The 23,099-nt window shown below is 64.3% G+C and carries 22 protein-coding genes; 15 read left to right on the top strand and 7 right to left on the bottom strand.

All coding sequences use genetic code 11. The features are described 5' to 3' along the window. Positions 1–2: 2 nt before the first annotated feature. The gene (locus EB233_RS05515) at positions 3–941 is read right to left on the bottom strand and encodes a GntR family transcriptional regulator (RefSeq protein ID WP_064991089.1); all 939 of its coding nucleotides are present in this window, start codon (positions 939–941) and stop codon (positions 3–5) included. Positions 942–1,193: 252 nt separating this feature from the next. Between EB233_RS05515 and EB233_RS05510 the strand changes: the two genes are divergently transcribed. From EB233_RS05510 to EB233_RS05470, 9 genes are all read left to right on the top strand, one after another. Continuing rightward, positions 1,194–2,258: a polyamine ABC transporter substrate-binding protein gene (locus EB233_RS05510; RefSeq protein ID WP_064991088.1), complete on the top strand. Its 1,065-nt coding sequence runs from the start codon at positions 1,194–1,196 to the stop codon at positions 2,256–2,258. A 93-nt stretch (positions 2,259–2,351) separates the two neighbouring features. Further along, the gene (locus tag EB233_RS05505; RefSeq protein ID WP_064991087.1) at positions 2,352–3,194 is read left to right on the top strand and encodes an ABC transporter permease; all 843 of its coding nucleotides are present in this window, start codon (positions 2,352–2,354) and stop codon (positions 3,192–3,194) included. Continuing rightward, entirely contained in the window at positions 3,187–3,981 is a 795-nt protein-coding gene (locus EB233_RS05500) for an ABC transporter permease (protein ID WP_064991086.1), read from the top strand. Before EB233_RS05505 ends, EB233_RS05500 begins: the two co-directional genes overlap by 8 nt. Continuing rightward, positions 3,978–5,051 (top strand): ABC transporter ATP-binding protein, encoded by a 1,074-nt coding sequence (locus tag EB233_RS05495; protein WP_064991085.1) that lies wholly within the window; start codon positions 3,978–3,980, stop codon positions 5,049–5,051. The genes EB233_RS05500 and EB233_RS05495 overlap by 4 nt, the downstream gene beginning before the upstream one ends. A 17-nt stretch (positions 5,052–5,068) precedes the next feature. Beyond that, a complete protein-coding gene (locus EB233_RS05490) occupies positions 5,069–6,343 on the top strand; it encodes a glycosyltransferase (protein WP_064991084.1) in 1,275 nt (424 codons plus the stop codon). Then, complete coding sequence (locus tag EB233_RS05485) at positions 6,340–6,690, top strand: cupin domain-containing protein (RefSeq protein WP_064991083.1); 351 nt, start codon at positions 6,340–6,342, stop codon at positions 6,688–6,690. Before EB233_RS05490 ends, EB233_RS05485 begins: the two co-directional genes overlap by 4 nt. A 71-nt stretch (positions 6,691–6,761) precedes the next feature. Next, the gene (locus tag EB233_RS05480; RefSeq protein WP_064991082.1) at positions 6,762–7,103 is read left to right on the top strand and encodes a cupin domain-containing protein; all 342 of its coding nucleotides are present in this window, start codon (positions 6,762–6,764) and stop codon (positions 7,101–7,103) included. A 22-nt stretch (positions 7,104–7,125) separates the two neighbouring features. Further along, complete coding sequence (locus EB233_RS05475; protein ID WP_064991081.1) at positions 7,126–7,470, top strand: cupin domain-containing protein; 345 nt, start codon at positions 7,126–7,128, stop codon at positions 7,468–7,470. 51 nt (positions 7,471–7,521) lie between these two features. Continuing rightward, positions 7,522–9,030, top strand: a complete 1,509-nt coding sequence (locus tag EB233_RS05470; RefSeq protein ID WP_064991080.1) for an aldehyde dehydrogenase family protein — start codon at positions 7,522–7,524, stop codon at positions 9,028–9,030. 69 nt (positions 9,031–9,099) lie between these two features. Here the strand turns inward: EB233_RS05470 and EB233_RS05465 are convergent, their stop codons facing one another. After that, positions 9,100–9,501, bottom strand: a complete 402-nt coding sequence (locus tag EB233_RS05465) for a GNAT family N-acetyltransferase (RefSeq protein ID WP_064991247.1) — start codon at positions 9,499–9,501, stop codon at positions 9,100–9,102. A gap of 96 nt (positions 9,502–9,597) precedes the next feature. On the opposite strand from EB233_RS05465, the gene EB233_RS32120 reads away from it, so the two are divergent. Beyond that, the gene (locus tag EB233_RS32120) at positions 9,598–9,729 is read left to right on the top strand and encodes a helix-turn-helix domain-containing protein (protein ID WP_279626498.1); all 132 of its coding nucleotides are present in this window, start codon (positions 9,598–9,600) and stop codon (positions 9,727–9,729) included. A gap of 27 nt (positions 9,730–9,756) precedes the next feature. Here the strand turns inward: EB233_RS32120 and EB233_RS05455 are convergent, their stop codons facing one another. The 5 genes from EB233_RS05455 to EB233_RS05435 form a co-directional block, all read right to left on the bottom strand. Further along, the gene (locus EB233_RS05455) at positions 9,757–11,829 is read right to left on the bottom strand and encodes a 3-hydroxyacyl-CoA dehydrogenase NAD-binding domain-containing protein (RefSeq protein WP_064991079.1); all 2,073 of its coding nucleotides are present in this window, start codon (positions 11,827–11,829) and stop codon (positions 9,757–9,759) included. A 173-nt stretch (positions 11,830–12,002) separates the two neighbouring features. Further along, positions 12,003–12,950 (bottom strand): ABC transporter permease, encoded by a 948-nt coding sequence (locus EB233_RS05450; protein ID WP_064991078.1) that lies wholly within the window; start codon positions 12,948–12,950, stop codon positions 12,003–12,005. Between the two features lie 3 nt (positions 12,951–12,953). Beyond that, positions 12,954–13,934 (bottom strand): ABC transporter permease, encoded by a 981-nt coding sequence (locus EB233_RS05445; protein WP_064991077.1) that lies wholly within the window; start codon positions 13,932–13,934, stop codon positions 12,954–12,956. Between the two features lies 1 nt (position 13,935). Then, positions 13,936–15,450, bottom strand: coding sequence for a sugar ABC transporter ATP-binding protein (locus EB233_RS05440; RefSeq protein WP_244277755.1), 1,515 nt, complete (start codon positions 15,448–15,450; stop codon positions 13,936–13,938). A 50-nt stretch (positions 15,451–15,500) separates the two neighbouring features. After that, a complete protein-coding gene (locus tag EB233_RS05435; RefSeq protein ID WP_064991076.1) occupies positions 15,501–16,514 on the bottom strand; it encodes an ABC transporter substrate-binding protein in 1,014 nt (337 codons plus the stop codon). 221 nt (positions 16,515–16,735) lie between these two features. Here EB233_RS05435 and EB233_RS05430 point away from each other — a divergent pair, with 221 nt between their 5' ends. The 5 genes from EB233_RS05430 to EB233_RS05410 all read left to right on the top strand — a co-directional run bounded on the left by EB233_RS05430 (position 16,736) and on the right by EB233_RS05410 (position 23,024). Beyond that, a complete protein-coding gene (locus EB233_RS05430; RefSeq protein ID WP_064991075.1) occupies positions 16,736–19,144 on the top strand; it encodes a glucan 1,4-alpha-glucosidase in 2,409 nt (802 codons plus the stop codon). Positions 19,145–19,199: 55 nt separating this feature from the next. Beyond that, positions 19,200–20,216: a phosphogluconate dehydrogenase (NAD(+)-dependent, decarboxylating) gene (gnd, locus tag EB233_RS05425; protein WP_064991074.1), complete on the top strand. Its 1,017-nt coding sequence runs from the start codon at positions 19,200–19,202 to the stop codon at positions 20,214–20,216. A 22-nt stretch (positions 20,217–20,238) separates the two neighbouring features. After that, positions 20,239–21,615 carry a glucose-6-phosphate dehydrogenase gene (zwf, locus tag EB233_RS05420; protein ID WP_064991073.1) on the top strand — a complete coding sequence of 459 codons (1,377 nt, stop codon included), beginning with the start codon at positions 20,239–20,241 and terminating at the stop codon, positions 21,613–21,615. 29 nt (positions 21,616–21,644) lie between these two features. Continuing rightward, on the top strand, positions 21,645–22,349 hold the full coding sequence (locus EB233_RS05415) for an ROK family protein (RefSeq protein WP_064991072.1): 705 nt from the start codon (positions 21,645–21,647) through the stop codon (positions 22,347–22,349). A 216-nt stretch (positions 22,350–22,565) separates the two neighbouring features. Beyond that, on the top strand, positions 22,566–23,024 hold the full coding sequence (locus tag EB233_RS05410) for a Ros/MucR family transcriptional regulator (protein WP_027053170.1): 459 nt from the start codon (positions 22,566–22,568) through the stop codon (positions 23,022–23,024). Positions 23,025–23,099: the final 75 nt, after the last annotated feature.

Here is a 23,099-nt window from a genome sequence, read left to right as displayed (position 1 = left end):
CGTCATTCCGGCCGGCGGATCATGCCGAACAGCGCGGGAGCCCCGCGGCTGGCCGCTTGCGGTCGCTGGTTGCGGGAGAGCCGCAGGTGAATGCGAAGCAGATCGGCAGCCACCTCATACTGCCGGCTTTCGAGATGGTCGAGTATGTTCAGGTGTTCCAGCAAGGATTGCCGCAGCCGGAAGACGTTGACGCCGGCATAGATGCCGGGCAGCCGGCGCAGCCTGAGATGATCGGCCAGCGCGTCGGCGACGAAGCGGTTGGCGCAGCCCTCGGCGACCATGCCGTGAAAATCCATGTCCAGCCGCTGGAACTCGCGCGTGTCGAACGCGGCATCCGGAAGCGCCGACAGCGCCTCCATGCCCTGGCGCAACGCCGCCGCCCTGGCGCCGTCCAGCCGGAAACCCGGCGTCAGGATCGCCGCGGGCTCCAGGAGCAAACGGAACTCATAGCTCTCGCCTTGCGCCTCAGGATCGTCGGGCGCGCGGCGGAAAAGCCAGGACTGTCCGGGCGCGCGATCCAGAAGATTCTCTTCCGTCAGTTTATTAAGCGCTTTTAGTACCGTCTTTCTGTCGGCGCTGTACCGTCGCATCAAACCGGCGGCGGTCACTGTCTGGTCCAGACGCCGGGCCGAGCGGTCGCGCAGGATTGCTTCGGCCAGCTCGTCTTCCTCCGCACTGGGAAGCTCGGCCGCAATGGCCGGCTGCGCGGCAAGGTCGATGGCCATGACATAGCCGGCATCGGCCTCCCAGCGCACGACCCCTCGTTCCGCGAGCAGGCTGAGCGCAGCCCGCACCGGCGTGCGCGACACATTGCAGAGCGAGGCGATCTGCTGCTCGGGCAGGCGCGTGCCGGGTTCGAAACCACGCTGGCGCGCCACATCCAGGATGCGCTGCGCCAGATCGAGATGGTTGGTGCGCGGTCGGCGTGCTGCGGCTTGCATGACTTATCTCGGCGGGCGGAAGTGACCGCATTGGTTTGACCGATCGCCGACGCGGACGCAATCGGCCAGATTCCTCGGTCGCCCAGTTTTCTAGTCGCTCGGCAAATTATGGATTGACGTACTTTTTTCTGCAATAGTACTGTCTGTACAAATCGGCGATAAAAAGACCGAGGGAACCGGATCGAAGGCAGCGGCGTGGGTCGCGCCCGGTCCAACACAGAATTCGACGATCAACCGGAATGGGAGTCTGCCATGACCGCTACCAGCCCGCGGCGCCGTGCGCTCAAGGTCTCTTCAATCGCACTCGGCCTTGCCTTGACGCTGTCGGCGCCGGCGATAGCCGCCGACCTCGTCATCTCCAACTGGGACGGCTATATGGCGCCCGACGCCATGGCAGCCTTCAAGACCGCCACCGGCGTTTCCGGCGAGGTGGTTGTGCACGCCACCAACGAAGAGATCATGGGCAAGCTGATTGCCGCCGGCGGCAAGGGTTATGATGTGGTCTTCGTCTCCTCGCCCTTCGCCGAAGTGCTGAACAAGCTCGGCCTGACCGAGCCGATGGACCACGCCAAGATCCCCAACCTCGCCAACCTCTACCCGGAAGCAACCAAGCTGCCGCACGATGTCGGCAACGCTTTCTCGGTGCCTTACACTTGGGGCACCACGGGCCTGTGCTACCGTTCGGACCTGGTCAAGACGGCGCCGACGAGCTGGAGCGATCTGCTCGCGCCTTCCGACGCGTTGAAGGGCAAGACCACCATGCTGGCGACAGATCGCTGGCTGCTGGCCGCCGGTCAGCTCGACAAGGGGTTTTCGGTCAACGAAACCGACCCGGCCAAGATGGCCGAGGTCAAGGACCTGCTGATCTCGGCCAAGAAGACCCTGCTCGCCTATGACGACACCACCTTCTATTCCAAGCTGGTGTCGGGCGAGGCGCTGATGGTGCAGGCCTGGGACGGCTGGTGCAATTACGGCATCGCGGAAAAACCCGAGATCAAATACGTCATCCCGAAGGAGGGGTCGGACCTCTGGGTCGATACGATGGTGGTGATGAAGGCCTCCGAGCACAAGGACGACGCCTTCAAGTTCATCAACTTCATGCTCGACGCCAAGAACCACGCCTGGGCGGCGCAGAACATCGACTACAAGGTGCCGAACAAGCCGGCGATGGAAAGCCTGCCGGCCGATTTCCTGGCCAAGTTCCCCAACATGGCGATGCCGGTGGCCGATCTCGTCAAGTTCGAGCAGCTGCGCGATGTCGGCGAAGCCCAGCGCGACTATTCCAAGATCGTCAGCGAGATCAAGGCCGCCCAGTAAGCAGCCCGGACATCACGGCCGGCGACGCTCCTGCCACCGGCCTTGAGCGGTACCCTGAAATTGTCCCAAACCCGACTCCGTTCCTCCCTGCTGATGGCGCCCGCGCTGGTCTGGCTGACCGCGCTGATGGTGGTGCCGTGCGCGCTGGTGCTGGCGCTCGCCTTCTTCCGGCGCGGTATCTATGGCGGCATCGACTATACTTTCACGCTGGAGAATTTCGGGCTGGTCTTCGACCCGCTCTATGCCGGCATCTTCCTCAAATCGGCGCGCATCGCCGGCACCGCGACGCTGTTCGCGGTGGTGATCGGCTATGCCGCCGCCTACGCCATCGCGGCCGCCCCGCGCCGGTGGCAGCCAGTTTTCCTGTTCTTCGCCGTGCTGCCGTTCTGGTCCAACTACCTGATCCGCACTTATGCCTGGATCGTGCTGCTCAACCGCGAGGGCCTGATCACGCAATTGCTGCGCTGGTTCGGCTACACCGGCGAGCCGCCGTCGATGCTCTATACCGAAGGCGCGGTCATCGCCGGCCTCGTCTACAACTATCTGCCCTTCGTCATCCTCGCCTGCTACGCGCCTTTGTCCCGGCTCAACCCGGAACTCGCCGAAGCCTCGCGCGACCTCGGCGCCTCCGCCGCCACGACATTCCGCCGTGTCATCCTGCCGCTGACCGTGCCCGGCATCGCCGCCGGCGCGGTCTTCGTCTTCGTGCTGTCGATCGGCAATTTCGTCACGCCCGCCCTGCTCGGCGGTGGCCGCTTCCAGATGATCGGCAATCTCGTCTACGACCAGTTCCTGACCGCCAACGACTGGCCCTTCGGCGCCGCCCTGGCGATGGCGCTGATCGCCATCATGCTCCTAGTGCTGATGGCCCAGGCGATGGCTGCCAACCGCGCCGCGGGGCGTGCGGCAGAGGCAAATGGAGGCGCCGATGGCTGAGCGGTCTCCAGCGACGCGGCGCACGCTCTGGGTTGTGCTTAGCCTCGTCTTCGCCTTCCTCTACATCCCCATTGCCGTGCTGGTCGCGCTGTCCTTCAACGAAGGCGGCTTGCCGACGGCGTGGTCGGGCTTTTCGCTGAAATGGTATGTCTCGCTGGCGCACAACTCCGCGATCCTGTCGTCCGCACTCAACACGCTGATCGTCGCATTGGTCTCGACGGCGATCGCCACGCTGCTTGGCACGCTGCTCGCGATCGGCGTCGAGATGCGCCGGCAATATGGCAAGGGCCTGGAAGCGCTGATCTTCGCGCCGATGATCATCCCAGACATCGTGCTGGCGATCGCGTTGCTGTCGTTTTTCTCGATGCTCAACCTGACCATGGGCTTGCACACCATCATCCTCGCCCATGTCGTCTTCAACCTCGCCTTCGTCTGCTCGGTGGTGCGCGCAAGGCTGAAGAGTTTCGACTGGTCGATCGTCGAGGCCTCCGCCGACCTGGGCGCCTCTGCGCTCACCACATTCCGGCGGGTGACCTTGCCGGTCATCGCGCCGGCCGTGGTCGCCGGTGCGCTGCTTGCCTTCACGCTGTCGGTCGACGAGTTCATCATCGCCTTCTTCACCGCTGGCGCCGGCCGCGCCTCGACCACGTTGCCGATGCAGATCTACGCCATGATCCGCTTCGGCATCACGCCGGAAATCAACGCGCTGGCGACCATCGTCATGGCGGTGTCCATCACCGCGCTGACCCTGTCGCAGCGGCTCAACCGGGGAATGATCGGCCAATGAGCGAACCGCGCACGCTGCTGGCCATCGATCAGGTGTCGAAGAATTTCGGCCGGGTCACCGCCGTCGACGCCATCTCGCTCGATATCCGCGAAAATGAATTCTTCGCTCTGCTTGGGCCTTCAGGCTGCGGCAAGACCACGCTGCTGCGCATGCTGGCCGGTTTCGAGACCCCAACCGACGGCCGTATCTTGCTCGACGGCAAGGATATCGCCAGGACGCCGCCCAACAAGCGGCCGGTCAATCTGATGTTCCAGTCCTACGCGCTGTTCCCGCATATGAGCGTGCGCGCCAACGTGTCCTACGGCCTCGAAATGGAATGTTTGCCGGCGAAAGAAATCCGCTCGCGTGTCGACGCCATCCTGGCGACCACCGAACTCGTCGCCTTCGCCGACCGCAAACCGGAGCAGTTGTCGGGCGGCCAGAAGCAGCGCGTCGCGCTCGCCCGCGCGCTGGTCAAGCGCCCCCGCCTGCTGCTGCTCGACGAGCCGCTCGGCGCGCTCGACAAGAAGCTGCGTGGCGCCATGCAACTGGAGCTGAAACGCCTGCAGCACGAGGTCGGCATCACCTTCGTCATCGTCACCCACGACCAGGAAGAATCGCTCGTGATGGCCGACCGCATGGCGGTGCTGAAGGACGGCCGACTGCTGCAATGCGACACCCCGCACGCAATCTACGAACATCCCGCAGACCGCTTCGTCGCCGACTTCATCGGCGTCATGAATTTTATCCCGGGCAAGGGATCAGCCGACGGCGTGATGGCTGCAAACGGCGCGCTCATCGCCGGCAAGGTTCCCGCCGCGCTCACATCGGGCGCACCGGCCGTGGCGTCGGTGCGGCCCGAGCGTATCCGGCTGTTCCCATCTGATGAGACCGCCAACCGCACCACCGGCATAGTCGAGGCGCTGGCCTATCAAGGGCTCGACCTGCAGCTGCATATCAGCACGGCCTTGTCGCCAAAACCGTTCCTGGTGCGCGTGACCGCTGACGCCGCCGACCGCAGGCCGGTCGCCGCTGGCAACCAGGTCGAGCTGGGCTGGGATGCCGCCGATGTCAGAATTTTCGCAGATTGATTGGAAGGAGAAGCCTGATGGCGCAGAAGACGATCGCGTTTTTTCCCGAAGCCGCCTATGGCCCGGCGCTCAATTCCGTCGGCATCGCGCAGGCCGTCGAGGCTCGCGGCCACAAGGCTGTATTTCTGTCCGATCCAGGTTTTGTCGAGGTCTACAGGGGCTACGGCTTCGAGGCGCATCCGGTAAACCTCTCCGAGCCGATGCCGCCCGAGCAGATGGCCAAATTCTGGGAGGATTTCATCAACGGCCACATCCCGAATTTCCGCAAGTCGCCCTACGATCAGGTCGACAACTACGTCAAGGATTGCTGGACCGCGATCGTCGACAGCGCAAAATGGGCGCAGAAGGATCTGCCGCGTGTTCTGGCCGCCATCAAGCCGGATATCATCTGCGTCGACAACGTCATCTTGTTCCCGGCGATCAAGCAGTTCGGGAAGCCATGGGTGCGCGTCATCTCCTGCTCGGAAAACGAGATCGAGGACGAGGATATCCCGCCGCATCTGTCGGGTTGCAGCGAGAACGACCATGCCGGGCATCAACGCTACCGCGACCATTTCAACGCGGTGATCAAGCCGATCCATGACGACTTCAACGCCTTCCTGAAGGCCAATGACGAGGCGCCCTATCCGGTCGGCCAGTTCTTCGAGGCCTCGCCCTATCTCAATTTGCTGCTTTATCCCGAGGCGGCGAAATTCAAGCGCCGCCATCCGCTGGATCCCCGACAATTCCAGTATCTCGAAGGCTGCGTGCGACAGGAGAAACCCTACACCGTACCGACCTTCGCCAAAAACAATGACGGGCCGCTGCTCTACGTCTCCTTCGGCAGCCTGGGCGCGGGCGATGTCGACCTTTTGAAGCGCATCATCGCCACGCTCGGCAAGACGCGCTATCGCGCGCTGGTCAATGTCGGCGGCTACAAGGACCAGTACGCCGACGTGCCCGGCAACGTCATCGTCGAGAGCTGGTTCCCGCAGCCTTCGGTCATTCCGCAGGTCGACGCCGTGATCCACCATGGCGGCAACAACTCGTTCACCGAGTGCCTCTATTTCGGCAAGCCGGCCATCATCATGCCCTATGTCTGGGACGGCCACGACAACGCCACCCGCGTCGAGGAAACCGGCCACGGCTTCGGCATGCCGCGCTACGACTGGAGCGATGCCGAACTGGTCGCGAAGATTGAGACCTGCCTGACCGATCCCAGGATGAAGGCAAAGCTGGCGAAGACATCGGCACAGATGCACGCGCAGAACGGTCCGGAAAAGGCGGCGGGTCTGCTGGAGGCGCTGCTTTGACCTCTTCCGCCCCGCACCTTTACCAGGCCTCGACCCGCACCGACCTCGTCGACTGGGGAGTCCAAGCCGATGCGCTGGAAGGCGCCTCGCATTCCACCGGCAGGCTGGTCCACAAAGGCCCGAACAACCAGCCGGAATCCGGCATCTGGGTGTGCACGCCAGGCCGCTGGCGGCTCTCGATCCCGCGCGATGAATTGTGCCATTTCGTCGCCGGCCGCGCCACCTACCGGTCGGATGCCGGCGAGGTGATAGAAGTCTCGGCCGGGACCGTGGTGATGTTTCCGGCCGGCTGGACGGGCGAATGCACGGTGCACGAGACCATGCGCAACGTCTACATGCTGGCCTGAGTAGCATGATCCCGAAAAGTGGAAGCCGGTTTTCGGACAAGATCATGCTTAAGCAAGAATAGGAGCAAGACATGTCGACACCGCATTGGCCTGACGCCGCGAGCGTGGAACTGGAGGATTGGGGCGCCGGCTCCAATACGCTGGCCGGTGCGCCGCGCGCCTCCGGCAAGATCCTGTCGCAAAACCCGGACGGATCGAGCGAATGCGGCCTGTGGTCCTGCACGCCTGGCACCCGCAAGGTCACTTTCGCCGCCGACGAATTCTGCCACTTCCTGTCGGGTCACGGCAGCTATGTCCACGACAATGGCGAGCAGATTCCGGTCGAGGCTGGCACGCTGGTGTTCTTTCCCGCCGGCTGGACCGGCATCTCCATCATCACCCAAACGCTGACCAAGGCCTTCATGTGCCGGTGAGCACTTTTTCAAGGAACTCCATATGACCACGCCGATCATGCAATCGCCGCTCGCCGTCACCGACCTCGTCGACTGGGGCGTCATCCCGACCATGATCGAGGGGCAGTCCCATACCTCGGGCAAGCTGCTCTACAAGGGACCGGAAGGGCGCTCGGAATGCGGGCTGTGGGTCTGCACCCCAGGCAAATGGCACTGCCACGTCACCCACGACGAATTCTGCCACTTCCTCGAAGGCCGCTGCACCTATGTCCACGACTCCGGCGAGGTTATCGACATCGAGCCCGACACGGCGGCCTTCTTCCCGCAGGACTGGAAAGGCGTCTGCATCGTCCATGAGACGATCAAGAAGGTCTACATGATCCGCTGAGCCTCGGCAGGGCGAATTCTCAAAAGGCTCTATGCGTGGCGAAGGACAAAAATGCATTTCTCCCCTGACCGGCCGACCTTCTTCGTCAATCCGGATTACCGGCCGATGGCCGGCGCGGCAAAACCTGTGGTCGATCCAGCGACGCTGGAAACCGTCGGCGCGATCGCGGCGGCCAGCGACGGCGAGATCGACGCCGCACTCACCGCCGCGACCAGGGCGCAGGCGGCGTGGAAGAAACTCGATGCCAAGAGCCGGGCAAAACACCTGCATGCCGTGGCCAACGCCCTCGAGGCGGCCGACTTCACCCGCTGCGCCGAACTGATGGTGCGCGAGATGGGCAAGCCCTATCCCGAAGCGATCGGCGAGATCGCCAACTGCGCGCCGATCTTCCGCTACTATGCCGAGATGGCGCGCGACGATGCCGGCAAGGTCGCGGGCACGACGCAGGCGGGCTCATTCCAGTATGCGCGCTACGAGCCTTATGGCGTCTCCGTCCACATCATGCCCTATAACTTCCCGATCCTGTTGATGTGTTGGACCGTCGCCGCGTCGCTCGCCGCCGGCAATGCCTGCGTCATCAAGCCGGCCGAGGCGACGACGCTGTCGACGCTCGACTACATGACCGTGTTCCGCTCGCTGCCCGAGGGCCTCGTCTCTTGCTTGCCCGGTGGGGCCGCCACGGCACAAGCCTTGATCACGTCCGATCGCACTCATGCGGTCGCTTTCACCGGCTCGGTCGCCGCCGGCAAGGTGGTAGCCGTGGCTTGCGCCGAACGCATGAAGCCTTGCGTCATCGAGGCCGGCGGCAGCGATCCGCTGATCATCAGCCAGCACGCTCCGCTCGACGTAGCGGCGGCCGGCAGCGTCACCGCCGCCTTCCACCTCACAGGCCAGGTCTGCACTTCGGCCGAGCGCTTCTTCGTCGTCGATTCGGTCCACGATCGCTTTGTCGAGTTGTTCGCCGAGAAGACGCGGGCGCTGCGCATCGGCAATGGCATGGACAAGACCGAGATCGGTCCGCTGGTCAGCGAAGCGGCAAGGGCGAAAGTGATGCGGCTGGTCGACGACGCCGTTCGCAACGGCGCCAAGGCCGTCACCGGCGGCCGCATCCCGCCGGCGCACAACACCGGCTGGTTCTATGAACCAACGATCCTGACCGGCATCACCCCGGACATGGCGATCGTGCGCGAGGAATGCTTCGGGCCGGTCGCCGCCATCTGCCGCGTGAAGGATTTCGACGAAGCCATCAAATTGGCCAATGACAGCCCGTTCGGCCTCGGCGCCTCCGTCTTCACCTCCGATCTCGCCGAAGCGCATGAGGCGGCCGAGCGGCTCGAAGCCGGCATGGTCTGGGTCAACAACCCGCTCATCGACAATGACGCCTTGCCCTTCGGCGGCTGGAAGGCCTCGGGCCTCGGCCGCGAACTCGGCCGCCAGGGGCTCGACGCCTTCCGCCGCTCGAAGATGGTCATCATCGACCACAGACCGGCGATCCAGGATTGGTGGTACCCCTATCCCGACAGCTGGTTCCGCGAGACCGGCGGCCGCAAGCACGTTTAGGTCGCCCCGGCAGGCTGAACACTCAATCAGACGCCGCCATCGACGGCCAGGTCGGACATGGACCCCGTGCTATCGTTCCCGGAACAGGAGATTCGCTGTTCCTTTCGAGAAGCCGAGCTTTGCGTAGAAAGGAACGAGGCGGTCGGGGCAATAGAGCTCGAAGCTGCGCACACTCGCCAGGCGATCGTGGTCAATGATACGCGTGACGATAGCCTGTCCAAGGCCTCTGCCGCGAAAATCCGCATGAACGATGACGTCGAAGATAAGTGCCTTGAAGGTGTAGTCCGTCAGCACACGCGCAAAAGCGACCAGCCGTTCATCCGAGCAAAGGCCGATTGCCAAATCGGAATGCTCGACCATTTTGACCACATCCTCGAAGCTCCTCCCGGCAGTCCACCATTCCTTCGTGTAGAGGTCGTACAGCCGAGGCCATCGTTCCCCCTCGAAGGTTTCAATCCATCGATCAGCCATGCCGGTCCCCACACCATGGGTCGCTATCGAGCGACAAGGTATGATCTGATCGGCAAGGTCCGCAACCGGTAGTCCCCGGTCGTTCAAGACAGTCGATTGAGCCCTGGTCCTTGGGGAGCGGCGCCCGGAACCGTGCATCGCCGCAACATCTACCGCAAGCTCAAGATCAAGTCGCGGGCCGGCCTGTTCGCCCGCTTCGTCGAGGTCATCGATGCGCGGATCCGATAATCGCCACCGCCCTCGTCGGTCGTTTGATCAGTCTGTTGCCTCCGCCTCCCAGGACCCGGTCTCGGCCATCCGCTTCAGCAGCAGCGCCGGCTTGAACACATCCTTACCGGTCCGCTGGTGCCAGTACTCGAGCCGCTCGACGATCCTGGCCGCGCCTTCGAGGCCGGCCCAGAACATCGGGCCGCCCTTGCCGATGGGAAAGCCGTAGCCATTGACCCAGACGACGTCGATATCGGACGCACGCGCCGCGATCTTCTCTTCGAGGATCTTCGCCCCCTCATTGACCAGGGGATAGAGCGTGCGCTCGATGATCTCCTCGGCGCAGATCGCGCGCGGTTCGATGCCCCGCTCGGCCGCCTTGTCGCGGATCAGCGCCTCCACCTCGGGATCGGCAACGCCCGCCCGTGCGCCGGCCTCGTAGAGATAGAAACCACGGCCGGTCTTCTGGCCGAAACGCCCCTGTTCACACAGCGTGTCGGCGATCACGGCCGTCAGGCCGCGCGCCTTGCGGTTGCGCCAGCCAATGTCGAGGCCGGCGAGATCGCCCATCTGGAACGGCCCCATCGGCCAGCCAAAATCGGTGAAGGCCTTGTCGATCTCACTGGGTGTCGCGCCCTCCAATAGAAGCGCCTCGGACTCCGAGCCACGCGCCGCCAGCATGCGGTTGCCGACGAAGCCGTGACAGACACCGACGACGACGGCCACCTTGCCGATCCGCCGCGCGAGGTCGACGACGGTCGACAGCGCATCCGGCGCGGTCTTGCCGGCGCGTACGATCTCCAGCAGCTTCATGACGTTGGCCGGCGAGAAGAAATGCAGGCCGAGCACGTCCTGCGGCCGCGAGATCGAGCCAGCGATTTCGTTGATGTCGAGATAGGAGGTGTTGGTGGCAAGGATGGCGCCCGGCCTGGCCACGGCATCCAGCTTGCCGAAGACTTCCTTCTTGACGGCCATGTCCTCGAACACGGCCTCGACGATGAGATCGCATTCGGCGAGATCGGCATAGTCGGTGGAGCCCTTGAACTGGGAAAGCCGCTGCCGCTTGGCCTCTTCGGTCAGGGAACCGCGCGAAACGGAGACGGCATAGTTCCTGTCGATCGTACCCAACCCGCGTTGCAACGCTTCCTCACTGGTTTCCAGCAAGGTAACCGGAAAACCGCCATTGGCGAAGGCCATGGCGATGCCGCCGCCCATCGTGCCGGCGCCGATGACACCGACGCGCGCGATCCTGCGTTTGGGCGTATCCTTGCCCGGCAGCTTTGCCGCCTCACGTTCGGCGAAGAACAGATGACGCTGCGCCCGCGACTGGTCGCCGGCGACCAGCTTCACGAATAGCGCGCGCTCCGCGGCAAGCGCCTCGTCGAAGGGCAGCGTGACGGCATTGCGCACCGCTTGCGCACAGGCGATCGGCGCTTCAAGGCCGCGCGCTCTCCTGGCGAGGTCGGCCGCCTCTGCATCAAAAGCCGCGAGGTCCGTTTCCTTCAGGCCGTCATTGCGATCGTGTACCGGCGTGAAGGGGCCGCCCTTACGGGCGATTTCTCGGGCAAAGTTCACCGCATGCGTGACCAGATCGCCTTCGAAGACAGCGTCGACGAGGCCTGCCCCATGCGCCTCGGCAGCACCGATCGGCGCGCCGGAAACGATCATTCTCAACGCCTTCACCGCCCCGACAAGGCGCGGCAGCCGCACTGTACCACCTCCACCCGGCAAGAGGCCGAGCTTCACCTCGGGCAGGCCGAGCTTGGCGCCGGCGTCGGCAACACGGAAATGGCAGCCGAGCGCCAGTTCCAGCCCGCCGCCGAGCGCGGTGCCGTGGATGGCGGCGACTGTCGGCTTGGCGATGGTCTCCAGCATCGCCACGATGGCGCGCAGATCCGGCTGCAGCACCGGCTTGCCGAATTCGGTGATGTCGGCGCCGGCGACGAAGGTCCGGCCGGCGCAGGCAATCACGATGGCTGCCACCGAAGCGTCGTCGCGCAAGGCAACCAGCGCCTGCATCAGCGGCTCGCGGACATGAAAGCTCAGCGCGTTGACCGGCGGATTGTCGATGGTGACGATGGCGACGCCACTGTCGTTCGCGACGCTGACGGAATTGGACAAGCGGAGCCCTCCCGAGGCCAACTGTGATCGCGCAAGGGTTTACTAGGCCGAGCCGCAAATGGAAACCGGCTGTCAGGCTGGCCCAACAGTTGGCCTGGGTAAGCGGATCCGCGACCGGCGACGGATCACGCCATGGATTGGCGCAGCAAGCCCCGGAATGACAAGGCGCGGACTCAACGCACCGCCTTTTCCCCACCCGCCGCCGTAATCACCCCGACAATGATCAGCCCGGTCAACAGCAGACGCACGCCGGCGCTGACGCCGAATGTGTTGAGCATGGTCAACAGCAGCACCAGGAACAGCGCCGCGCCCCACACCCCCGGCACGTTGGCCTTGCCGCCGGCGACAGACGTGCCGCCAATGACGACGACGGCGATCGAGGCGAGCAGATATTCATTGCCGATATCGACATTGGCGCCGCGGAAATAGCCGGCGAGGAGGGCGCCGTCGATGCCGCCGAGCGCGCCCGACAGCGTATAGGTGAGGAAGCGGATGCGGCCGACATTGACGCCGGCGAGCCAGGCGGCGCGGATATTCTGGCCGATCGCCAGCACCGAGCGGCCATAAATCATGCGTTGCAGGGCAATGGCGGCCCCGATGGTGAACAGCACGGTCAGCAACGCCAGCACCGGCACGCCCAGGATTTGCCAATTGGTGAAATCGGCAAAGCCCGGCGGCGGCTTGATCTGCAGCCCGCGCCCATAGCTGATGTCGATCGACTGGATGATGAAGCTCGCCGACAGTGTGGCGATGATCGGTGGAATGCGCAGCGCCCAGATCAAGAGGTAGTTGACCGCGCCGATCGCCGCGCCGCAGGCGAGCGCCGCCAGCAGACCGACGACGATCATGGAATCGCTGCCAGCCATCACCTTCATGGCAACCGCGCTGGCAAGGCCGATATTGGCGGGCAGCGACAGGTCGACATTGCCAGGTCCGAGCGTGATCACGAACATCTGGCCGACGCCGACGATGACGGTGAACACGGCGAGTGACAGGGCGGCCGTGACCATGCCGCCGGCGCCATAGCCGCCAGTGAAGGCGATCGTTGCCAGCCACACCAGCAGCGCACCGAGGAACGACCACACCCAGGGTTTGCCGGCCAGCGATTTCACCAGGATCATCGCTCACCTCTCCTTGCGGCTGATCAGCACCCGCGCCGCCAGCACGATGATCAGGATGGCGCCGTTGGCCGCCACCTGCCAGTCCGGCGGGATGTGCATGAAAGTGAGCAGCGGCGAAGCGGCCAGCGCCAGCGTCAGCGCGCCGATCACCGCGCCGATCGGCGACACCCGGCCGCCGACGAACTCGCCGCCGCCGAGAATGACGCCGGCGATCGCCAGCAGCGTATAGCCATTGCCGATATTGGCATCGGCCGAGGTGGTGATGCCGATCAGCGCCATGCCGGACAGCACGCCGAACAGGCCGGCCAGCGCAAACAGCACGATCTTGGTTCTGAGCAGCGACCAGCCGGCGCGCTTGAGCGCCGCCGGATTGCCGCCGGAGCCACGCAGGATCACACCATAGGAGGTGCGCATCAGGCCGAAATGGACGACGAGTCCGATCAGCAACGCCGCGATGATCGGGAAGGGAATGAAGGGCGGCTTGAACGACATGGTGGCCAGCAGCCAGTCCGGCGCCTTGCCGCCGGGTTTGGGCAGGACGAGAATCGCCAGCCCCTGCCAGACGAAGCTCATGCCCAGCGTCACCACGATCGACGGCAGATTGCGCAGGTGGATCAACGCGCCGAGCAGCGCGTAGATGCCGATCGATCCGAGCAGGATGGCGACACCGATCAGCGGCGCGTCCTTCAGCCAGGTCGCGGTGACGCAGCCGACGAAACCGACAAAAGTGCCGATCGACAGGTCGAGCTCATTGCCGGCGATGACGAACATCTGCGCGATCGTCGCCAGCGCGATCGGGATCGCCAGGTTCAGCATCAGGCTGAAGCCGAAATAGCTGATGGCGCGTGGATTGAGCCAGGCAATGGCGGCGAGCACCAGCGCCAGCGACAGCGCCGGCAGCAGCCCGCGCAGCAGGCGGGCGCGGGCCAGCGCGCCACGCTCGGCCGACGTCTTGGCGGTGGTGTCGAGACTCGCCGCCGTCATCTCAGGCCGCGTCGCCGAAGGAGGACTGGATGATCTTCTCTTCGGTCAGCTCGTCGCGGGTGAGGTTGGCGACGATGCGGCCGTTCTTGAAGACATAGATGTGGTCGCAATTGTCGAGCTCTTCTGTTTCCGTCGTGTACCAGAGGAAGGTGCGGCCATTTCGCGCCTCTTCGCGCACGAGGTCGTACACTTCGAGCTTGGTGCCGATATCGACACCACGCATTGGATCGTCCATCAGCACGATTTCCGCATCGGAGCCGAGCGCGCGGGCAAACAAAGCCTTCTGCTGGTTGCCGCCCGACAGCGAGAAGATGTTGTTGTTCATGTCGGGCGTGCGGATGCCGATCTTCTGTTGCCAGAACGCGGCGAGTTCCGCCTCGCGTTGCGGCGAGATCAGCAGCCCGTTGCGCAACCGCGCCAGCGAGCGGATGCCGATATTCTCGGCGATCGACCATTGCGGGAAGATGCCGTCCGACTGGCGGTCGCCGGCGACCAGGGCCACAGGCGCGGTCACTTCGATGCCGGGCCTGATGCGCTGGGCAGCGGCAAAGATCGCCAGCAGGAGATCCGTCTGGCCGTGGCCGGCAAGGCCGGCCAGGCCGATGATCTCGCCCGCACGCGCCACCAGTTCCTTGCCGTCCGCCTGCCGGGCGGGGCGTGCACGGACGCGCAACGGACCCGCCTCGGCCTTGGCCGTTTCGGTCATTGTTCCGCGATGGGCCTCCGCACCGCCCATCGCCGTCACCAGCCGGTCGCGGTCGAAGGCGTTTGCAGCGTCAGCGACGACCACCTTGCCGTCGCGCATCACCACGATACGGTCGGCGTTCCTGAGCACCTCGCCCAGCACATGCGAGATCAGGATGCAGCTTTTGCCGGCGGCGACGAAGCGGCGCACGAAAGCCAGCAGCTGACCGGCCGTATGCGCGTCGAGCGACGATGTCGGCTCGTCGAGGATGACGAGGTCGAGCCGGTCCTGCGTCACCGTGAAGGCGCGTGCCACCTCGACCATCTGGCGCCGGCCGATCGACAGGTCGCCGACGATATCCCAGGCCGAGATGCCATGGTCCGGGAAGATCTCGTCCAGCTTGGCGGTGATGAGTGTCGCCGCCCGGCGCCGCCAGCCGAGGCCCGAGAGCGACGCGTGATTGATGCGCGTGTTTTCGGCGACGCTGAGGTTGGGACACAGCGACAGCTCCTGGAAGACGCACCGAATGCCGAGTTTCTGCGCCCGCGACACCGAGTAATTGTCCTCGATGCCGCCATGCACGCCGATCTTGCCGCTGTCGGGTGCGAGCGTACCCGCCACCATGTGCATCAGCGTCGATTTGCCGGCGCCATTATGGCCGACAAGGCCGACGCATTCGCCGGGGCCGACATGGAAATCCACCCCGCCCAGCGCCCTGACGGCGCCGAAATGCTTTTCGGCACCGTCAAGTCTTATGATGTCAACATTGGCGGCGCGGAAATTTTTTTCGGCGCCGCTCAGTCCGATGATGTCAGCGTTCCCTTCAGGCATGCCTAGAGATTATCCGTGCGATGGTACGAAGGGCAACGCTGTCGTGACACTCACTTGATGTTGGCTTTGATCGCCGCCAGGGCGTCTTCCTGCGTGTATTCGTGCGTGGCGACGCCGCCTTCCTTGATCTTCGGCAGGGCTGCCTCGAAATCGTCCTGGGTGAAGGCCAGATACGGCACCAGCAGGTCGTGCGGAATGTCCTTGCGGCCGTCGAGCACCTGTTGCGCCACCCAGAAGGCGAGCGACGACACGCCAGGTGCGATCGACGCCGACCAGGTCTTGTAGCCGTCCTTGTCCTTCTGTTCCTTCCACCACTTCAACTCGTCCTGGCGGTTGCCCATGATGATGGTCGGGCGCGGCTTGCCGGCGGCGGCGAAGGCCTGTGCGGCGCCATAGCCGTCACCACCCTGGTCGACGATGCCGACGACGTCGGGCAGCGACGGCAGGATGGTCGCGACCGCCTTCTGCGCGGTCGTCTGGTCCCAATCGCCGGTCACCGAGCCGACGATCTTGAATTCGGGATGGGCGGCAACGCCTTCGAGGATGCCGGCATGGATGGCATCGTCGATCGAGGTGCCGGCCAGGCCGCGGATTTCCAGCAGGTTCCCGCCCTTCGGCTGGAACTTCGCCATCTGCTCGACTTCCTGCTTGCCCATGTCCTTGAAGTCGACGACGACGCGGTAGGCGCAAGGTTCGGTGACGGTGCCATCGAAGGAAACGACGACGATACCGGCGTCGCAGGCCTGCTTGATGGCGCCGTTCAGCGCATCCGGCGAGGCGGCGTTGATGACGATGGCGTCATAGCCCTGCAGGATAAGGTTCTGCACCTGCGCCGCCTGCGTCGGCACTTCCTTGTCGGCGGTGGTGAAGATGTCGGCCGCGCCGACGATCTTGTCGGCGACCGCCTTCTTGGTGACGATGCCGTAGCTGTCGAGCATCGCCTGCCGCCACGAATTGCCGGCGTAGTTGTTGGAGAATGCGATCTTCTTGCCGCTGGTATCGGCGAGCGCCGTACCGGAGGCGAGCATCGCCGCGAGGGCGCCCAAAACGAACAGTTTCTTCATGTCATACTCCTCCCGAGAGTTGCTTGGTCATGCTGATTGTGGATGAAGGTCGTGCCTGCGTGCCTGTCTTGCGTACCTGTTTTTTATCTATTGTCAGACAAAAGTGCAGAAGGGCGGCGGACTGTCAACTGCAATCCGCGACAGGCAGGCGATCAACTTGCGGTGCGATGATTGAAATGCCTCCGGTTGATGGGCTAGGCATGCGCACAGGAGGCCTTTGCATGGCAGTGACGCCGATCGTTCCCCCGGGCGCCCCGGGAATTCCGGCGCGCTGGACCTCAAGCGCCAAGAGCGGTGTCGGCACCGCGTTTTCAGCCAAGAGCCCGCTCTGGTTCACCATCAGCCATGGCATCTTGAACGAGATCTACTATCCACGTCTCGACAGCGCCTGCACGCGCGACATGGAGCTGATCGTCACCGGCCCCGACGGCTATTTCTCGGAAGAGAAGCGCGACGCCGCGCATACCATCGCGCCGTTCGAGGACGGCGTGCCGGGCTACAGGCTGACCAACACCGCGACGGACGGCGCCTACCGCATCGAAAAGCGTATCATTACGGATCCGAAACGGCCCGTTCTGTTGCAAGAAATCGCATTCGTAGCGCTGAAGGCTTCGGCGGCCGACTACCACGTCTACGCGCTGCTTGCGCCGCACCTCGTCAACGCCGGCATGGGCAACACAGCCTGGGCCGGCGAATACAAGGGCCAGCGCATGCTCTTCGCCACGGGGCGCGGCGGATCCCTGGCGCTGGTGTCCTCACTGCCCTGGCGTGCCTGTTCGGCCGGCTATGTCGGTTTCTCCGACGGATGGCAGCAATTGCAGAACGGCGGTGCGCTCGATCCCTCCTGCCAACGGGCGCAAGACGGCAATGTCGCCCTGACCGGCGAGATCGGCTTTTCCGCCGACGCGACAACGGCCTTGCTGGCGCTTGGCTTCGGCGCCTCGCCGGAGGAAGCGGCCGACCTTGCCCTGGCGAGCCTGAAGCAGGGCTTCGAGCCCGCGCGGAAGGCCTATATCGAGAACTGGCGCAAATTCCAGGCCCGGCTGGAAAAACTTGATCGCCACACCGCCTCCGGGCTGAACATATATCGTGTGAGCACGGGGGTGCTTGCCTCGCATCTCTCGGTCGCGAGACCCGGCGCCGCCGTTGCCAGCCTGTCGATACCATGGGGCTTCAACAAGGGCGACGACGATCTCGGCGGCTACCATCTGGTCTGGCCGCGCGACCTGGTCGAGACCGCTGGCGGTTTCCTTGCCGCCGGCGACGGCAAGCAGGCGCTGCAGATCCTGACCTATCTGCGCTCGATCCAGCAGCCGGACGGTCACTGGCCGCAGAATGCCTGGTCGGACGGCACCGCCTACTGGCCCGGCATCCAGATGGACGAATGTGCCTTCCCGCTGCTTCTGGCCGACGCCTTGCGCCGTACAGGCCACCTGCCGCGCGCCAGGCTCGCCGATTTCCTGGCCATGATCGAAAGCGCCGCCTCCTACATCGTGCGCAACGGCCCCGTCACCGGCGAGGACCGCTGGGAGGAAGACGCCGGATACAGCCCGTTCACGCTGGCCGTCGAGATCGCCGCGCTGCTGGCAGCGGCCGACATGTTGGATGTCGTCGGAAAGAATGAGCCGGCAAACTACCTGCGTGAAACCGCGGATTGCTGGAACGACCAGGTCGAACGCTGGACCTACGTCACGGGCACCCAGCTCTGCGCCGAGATAGGAGTCAGCGGCTACTATGTCCGTATCGCGCCGCCGGACGATGCGGGCGCCGCCGCGCCGAAGGACGGCTTCGTGCCGATCAAGAACCGGCCGCCGGGCGACACCGAAAAGCCGGCGGAAGCCATCATCAGCCCCGACGCTCTCGCTCTTGTTCGCTTTGGCCTCAGGGCGGCCGACGATCCGCGCATCGTCGGTACCGTCAAGGCTGTCGATGCCCTCTTGCTTTGCGATCTTCCGCAAGGCCCGGTCTGGTACCGCTACACCAGCGACGGCTATGGCGAACATGAGGATGGTGCGCCCTTCGACGGCACCGGCCGAGGACGCGCCTGGCCCCTGCTCACTGGCGAGCGGGCGCATTACGAGCTGGCGGCTGGCCGCAAGGAGAAAGCCACGCGGCTTCTCGAGAGCTTCGAGCGCTCGGCCGGCATAGGCGGCCTGCTGCCGGAACAGGTCTGGGACGCCCCTGACATGCCGGACCGCGAGCTGTGGCTGGGTAAACCGTCCGGCAGCGCCATGCCGCTGGTCTGGGCGCATGCCGAGCACATCAAGCTGTTGCGATCGCTGCGCGACGGCGCGGTCTTCGACATGCCGCCGCAAGGCGTCGAGCGTTACATCCAGGGCAAGACAAGCTCGCCGCTGAGGATATGGCGCTTCAACAACAAGATCCGCTCCATTCCGGCCGGCAAGGTTTTGCGCGTCGAGCTTTCGGCGCCGGGCGTTGTCCATTGGAGCAGCGACAAATGGCTGACCATCCAGGACCACAAGACCGGCGAAAACGCTTTCGGCGTTCATCTGGTCGACCTGCCGGTCGCCGAGCTGGAGCCGGGAGACACCCTCGTCTTCACTTTTTTCTGGCCCGATGCGATGCGTTGGGAGAATGTCGACTTCAGCGTCGGCATCGACGCATCATGACTGAAGCAGCGGGGTCGATAGATTTGTTCTTTCCTCAAGCAATCGGGACGAAACCATGCAGATCGGAATGATGGGACTGGGCCGGATGGGCGCCAACATGGTCCGCCGCCTGATGCGCGACGGTCATGAATGTGTCGTCTACGACATCAACGCGGCAAGCGTTGCCGCCCTGGTAGCGGACGGCGCGCTCGGCGCGGCATCCCTGACGGAATTCGTCGGCAAGCTCGCCGAGCCGCGCTGTGTCTGGCTGATGCTGCCGGCCGCGATCACCGGCAAGATCATCGATCAGGTTGCCGCCCTGATGGAGCCCGGCGACGTCGTCATCGACGGCGGCAATTCCTACTATCACGACGCCGTCGACCAAGCCGCGAAACTGGCAACCAAAGGCATCCACCTCGTCGATGTCGGCACCAGCGGCGGTGTCTGGGGCCTTGAGCGCGGTTACTGCCTGATGATCGGCGGCCCCGACGTCGCGGTGCAGCATCTCGATTCGGTCTTCGCCACGCTGGCGCCGGGCGCCGATGCCGGCGCCCCGACCCCGGACAAGGCTGCCGGGACGGCGCCTTTCGGCTATCTGCATTGCGGACCGAGCGGCGCCGGCCACTTCGTCAAGATGGTGCACAACGGCATCGAATATGGCGTCATGGCCGCGTACGCCGAAGGCATGAACATCCTGAAGTCGGCCAATGCCGGCAAGCGGCCGCGCACGGCGGACGCCGAGACCAGCCCGCTGGAAAGCCCGCAATACTACCAGTTCGACATCGACCTTCCCCAGGTCGCCGAGGTCTGGCGCCATGGCAGCGTCATCGGCTCCTGGCTGCTCGATCTGACCGCCGGGGCGCTGAAGAGCGATCCGGGCCTGGCGCAGTTCGGGGGCCGGGTATCGGATTCCGGCGAAGGCCGCTGGACGCTGAAGGCGGCGATCGACACCGGCGTACCGGCGCCGGTGCTGTCCTCGGCGCTGTTCGACCGCTTCTCCTCGCAAGGCGAATCCGAATTCGCCGACAAGCTGCTCTCCGCCATGCGCTATGCCTTCGGCGGCCATGTCGAGAAACCGAAGGCCGGCAAGTGACGCCACAGCAGGAGACGCACGCATGAGCCAGGAACGGTCCGACACGCTGGTGCTCTTCGGGGCCACCGGCGACCTCGCCCACAAGAAGATATTTCCAGCCCTCTACCAGATGGTCGCCAAGGGCACGCTCACCGAACCAGTGATCGGCGTCGCCTTCGACGCCTGGGATATCAAGCAGTTGCAGGACCGCGCCCGCGACGGCATCGTCAACGCGCTGGGCAAGATCGACGACAAGGTGTTCGCCAAGTTCGCCTCGCTGCTGCGCTATGTCAGCGGCGACTACCGCGATGCGGCCACCTTCGAGAAGTTGAAGACCGCACTCGGCAGCGCGCAGCGGCCGCTGCACTACATGGCGGTGCCGCCGACCATGTTCGAGACTGTCGTGCAGGGGCTCGAGCAGTCGGGCACCGCGCATGGCGCGCGGCTGATGGTGGAAAAGCCCTTCGGCCACGATCTGCAATCGGCGCGCTGGCTGAACCGGGTGCTGCATCTGGTGTTCGACGAACAGTCGATCTTCCGCATCGACCATTATCTCGGCAAGGAAGCGATCCAGAACCTGCTCTATTTCCGCTTCGCCAACTCCTTCCTAGAGCCGATCTGGAACCGCAATTTCGTCGAGAGCGTGCAGATCACCATGGCGGAGGATTTCGGCGTCGAAGGCCGCGGCAAGTTCTATGACGATGTCGGCTGCATCCGCGACGTCATCGAGAACCATCTGCTCAACATCCTGTTGCTGCTTGCAATGGAGCCGCCGGTCGGCCGCTCCGCCGACGACCTCATCGACGAGAAGGTCCAGGTGCTCCGGGCAATTCGTACGTTGACGAAGGCCGATGTCGTGCGCGGCCAGTTCACCGGCTATCTCGCCGAGCCCGGCGTCAAGCCGAACTCGCCGGTCGAGACCTTCGCCGCGGTGCGCTTCTTCGTCGACACCTGGCGCTGGCAGGATGTGCCGTTCTTCATCCGCGCCGGCAAGAACATGCCGGTGCATGTCACCGAGGTGGTGGTGCGGCTGAAGCGGCCGCCGCTCGACGTATTCGACCCGATCAAGCCCGCCGACCAGAACTACGTGCGCTTCCGCATCGACCCGCAGGTAGCGATTGCCATCGGCACCCAGCGCAAGGCGCCCGGCGACGACATGGTCGGCGAGCAGGTGGAACTTTCCGCGCTCGACAACTCAAAGGGCGACATGCCGCCTTACGAGCGCCTGATCGGCGATGCCATGAACGGCAACGGCCAGCTCTTCACCCGCCAGGACGCGGCCGAGCTCGCCTGGCGCATCGTCGGCCCGGTGCTCGGCGACACCACGCCGCCGCATCTCTATGAGCCGAAGACATGGGGACCGGCCGACGCCATGGCCGGTTTCGGGCCGCCCAATGGCTGGATCGACCCGGTGGCATAAGTTCCGGTGATATGAGTGGAGGAGACGTGATGGCCAAGGCAGTGAAGCAGACAGCACCTGACGCCGAGCAGATCGTGCTGACGATCGACATTGGCGGCTCGCACGTCAAGATCCTGACCAGCGCCGGCGGGCAGGAACGCCGGGACGACTCCGGCCCGGACCTGACGCCACAGCAGATGATCGACAAGGTCAAGAAGCTCGCCGAGGGCCTGCCCTACGACGTCATCTCGATGGGTTACCCCGGCCCGGTGCGTCACAGCAAGCCTGTGCTCGACCCCAAGAATCTCGGCAAGGGCTGGGCCGGCTTCGACTTCGACGCGCAGTTCGGCAAGCCGGTCAAGGTGGTCAATGACGCGCTGATGCAGGCCATCGGCAGTTATGAAGGCGGGCGCATGCTGTTCCTGGGTCTGGGGACCGGCCTCGGCGCGGCGATGGTCTTCGACAATGTCGGCCAGCCGATGGAGCTCGCCCATCTTCCCTACAGGAAAGGCCACAGTTTCGAGGACTATGTCGGCGAGCGCGGCCTTGAAAAGCGCGGCAAGAAGAAGTGGCGCATACATGTCTTCGACGTCGTCGACCGGCTGCGCGCCGCCCTCCAGCCAGACTATGTCGTCATCGGCGGCGGCAATGTCGACAAGCTCGACGAGTTACCGGCCGACTCCAGGCGCGGTGACAACACACGTGCCTTCGAAGGCGGATTTCGTCTGTGGCGAGACAAGACCCTGATCGTCTGATATTATTACAGTTTAGTATAGTTGTTCAAAATAACGTGTGACGCCGCGCTTAATCATTGCGTTGCGCAGATTTGCCGACTAGGAATTTCGCGCGCTGCCCCCCGCGTGCCTCCACTGGATACGCTTGAAGACGCTTCAACATTTTTCATTTTTTGTGCCTCGTCCTTTCGAAAAGAGTCCGATTTTCGAGGCCGTGCGCCATAGACGGAGAGAACAGTGACCGACGATAGCAACGACGCTCGCATCGACCTTCTCGAACTGACCGCCCACATCGTGTCCGCTTATGTCGAGAAGAACCGCCTGCCCGCCTCCGGTCTGGCCGACCTCATCGCCAGCGTCGCCTCCTCGATCGACGGATTGGGCAAGCCGGCCGTTCCGGTGGCGGCACCCCTGGTCCCCGCGGTCAATCCGAAGAAGTCGGTGACGCCGGATTTCATCATCTGCCTCGAGGACGGCAAGAAGTTCAAATCGCTGAAGCGCCATCTCGGCGTGCATTTCGGCCTGACGCCGGACGCCTATCGCGCCAAATGGGGATTGCCGGCGGACTATCCGATGGTCGCCCCCAACTATGCCGCTTCGCGCTCGCAGCTGGCGAAATCGATCGGCCTCGGCCGCAAGGCCGTCGAAGTGGCGCCCGTCAAGGCCAAGGGCCGGAAGGCCAAGGTTTCGGCCTGATCAATTCAGTCCTGAGCCAATATTTAGGACGACTGGAACAGAAGCCTGCCGGCGAAACCGCCTTGGCAGGCTTCA

It is taken from the genome of Mesorhizobium erdmanii, assembly GCF_013170725.1.
In the GTDB taxonomy this organism is placed as follows: domain Bacteria; phylum Pseudomonadota; class Alphaproteobacteria; order Rhizobiales; family Rhizobiaceae; genus Mesorhizobium; species Mesorhizobium erdmanii.
Note: the sequence above shows the minus strand (reverse complement) of the source record. Positions and strands in the feature narration are given on the sequence as shown.

Excerpts from the sequence above, each read along its gene's own strand:
- zwf (WP_064991073.1), top strand. The coding sequence starts at position 20,239 with ATGAGCCAGGAACGGTCCGACACGCTGGTGCTCTTCGGGGCCACCGGC.
- EB233_RS05415 (WP_064991072.1), top strand. The coding sequence starts at position 21,645 with ATGGCCAAGGCAGTGAAGCAGACAGCACCTGACGCCGAGCAGATCGTG.
- EB233_RS05495 (WP_064991085.1), top strand. The coding sequence starts at position 3,978 with ATGAGCGAACCGCGCACGCTGCTGGCCATCGATCAGGTGTCGAAGAAT.
- EB233_RS05480 (WP_064991082.1), top strand. The coding sequence starts at position 6,762 with ATGTCGACACCGCATTGGCCTGACGCCGCGAGCGTGGAACTGGAGGAT.
- EB233_RS05490 (WP_064991084.1), top strand. The coding sequence starts at position 5,069 with ATGGCGCAGAAGACGATCGCGTTTTTTCCCGAAGCCGCCTATGGCCCG.
- EB233_RS05440 (WP_244277755.1), bottom strand. The coding sequence starts at position 15,450 with ATGCCTGAAGGGAACGCTGACATCATCGGACTGAGCGGCGCCGAAAAA.
- gnd (WP_064991074.1), top strand. The coding sequence starts at position 19,200 with ATGCAGATCGGAATGATGGGACTGGGCCGGATGGGCGCCAACATGGTC.
- EB233_RS05505 (WP_064991087.1), top strand. The coding sequence starts at position 2,352 with ATGGCGCCCGCGCTGGTCTGGCTGACCGCGCTGATGGTGGTGCCGTGC.
- EB233_RS05430 (WP_064991075.1), top strand. The coding sequence starts at position 16,736 with ATGGCAGTGACGCCGATCGTTCCCCCGGGCGCCCCGGGAATTCCGGCG.
- EB233_RS05465 (WP_064991247.1), bottom strand. The coding sequence starts at position 9,501 with ATGGCTGATCGATGGATTGAAACCTTCGAGGGGGAACGATGGCCTCGG.
- EB233_RS05445 (WP_064991077.1), bottom strand. The coding sequence starts at position 13,934 with ATGACGGCGGCGAGTCTCGACACCACCGCCAAGACGTCGGCCGAGCGT.
- EB233_RS05435 (WP_064991076.1), bottom strand. The coding sequence starts at position 16,514 with ATGAAGAAACTGTTCGTTTTGGGCGCCCTCGCGGCGATGCTCGCCTCC.
- EB233_RS05500 (WP_064991086.1), top strand. The coding sequence starts at position 3,187 with ATGGCTGAGCGGTCTCCAGCGACGCGGCGCACGCTCTGGGTTGTGCTT.
- EB233_RS05450 (WP_064991078.1), bottom strand. The coding sequence starts at position 12,950 with ATGATCCTGGTGAAATCGCTGGCCGGCAAACCCTGGGTGTGGTCGTTC.
- EB233_RS05475 (WP_064991081.1), top strand. The coding sequence starts at position 7,126 with ATGACCACGCCGATCATGCAATCGCCGCTCGCCGTCACCGACCTCGTC.
- EB233_RS05510 (WP_064991088.1), top strand. The coding sequence starts at position 1,194 with ATGACCGCTACCAGCCCGCGGCGCCGTGCGCTCAAGGTCTCTTCAATC.
- EB233_RS05515 (WP_064991089.1), bottom strand. The coding sequence starts at position 941 with ATGCAAGCCGCAGCACGCCGACCGCGCACCAACCATCTCGATCTGGCG.
- EB233_RS05470 (WP_064991080.1), top strand. The coding sequence starts at position 7,522 with ATGCATTTCTCCCCTGACCGGCCGACCTTCTTCGTCAATCCGGATTAC.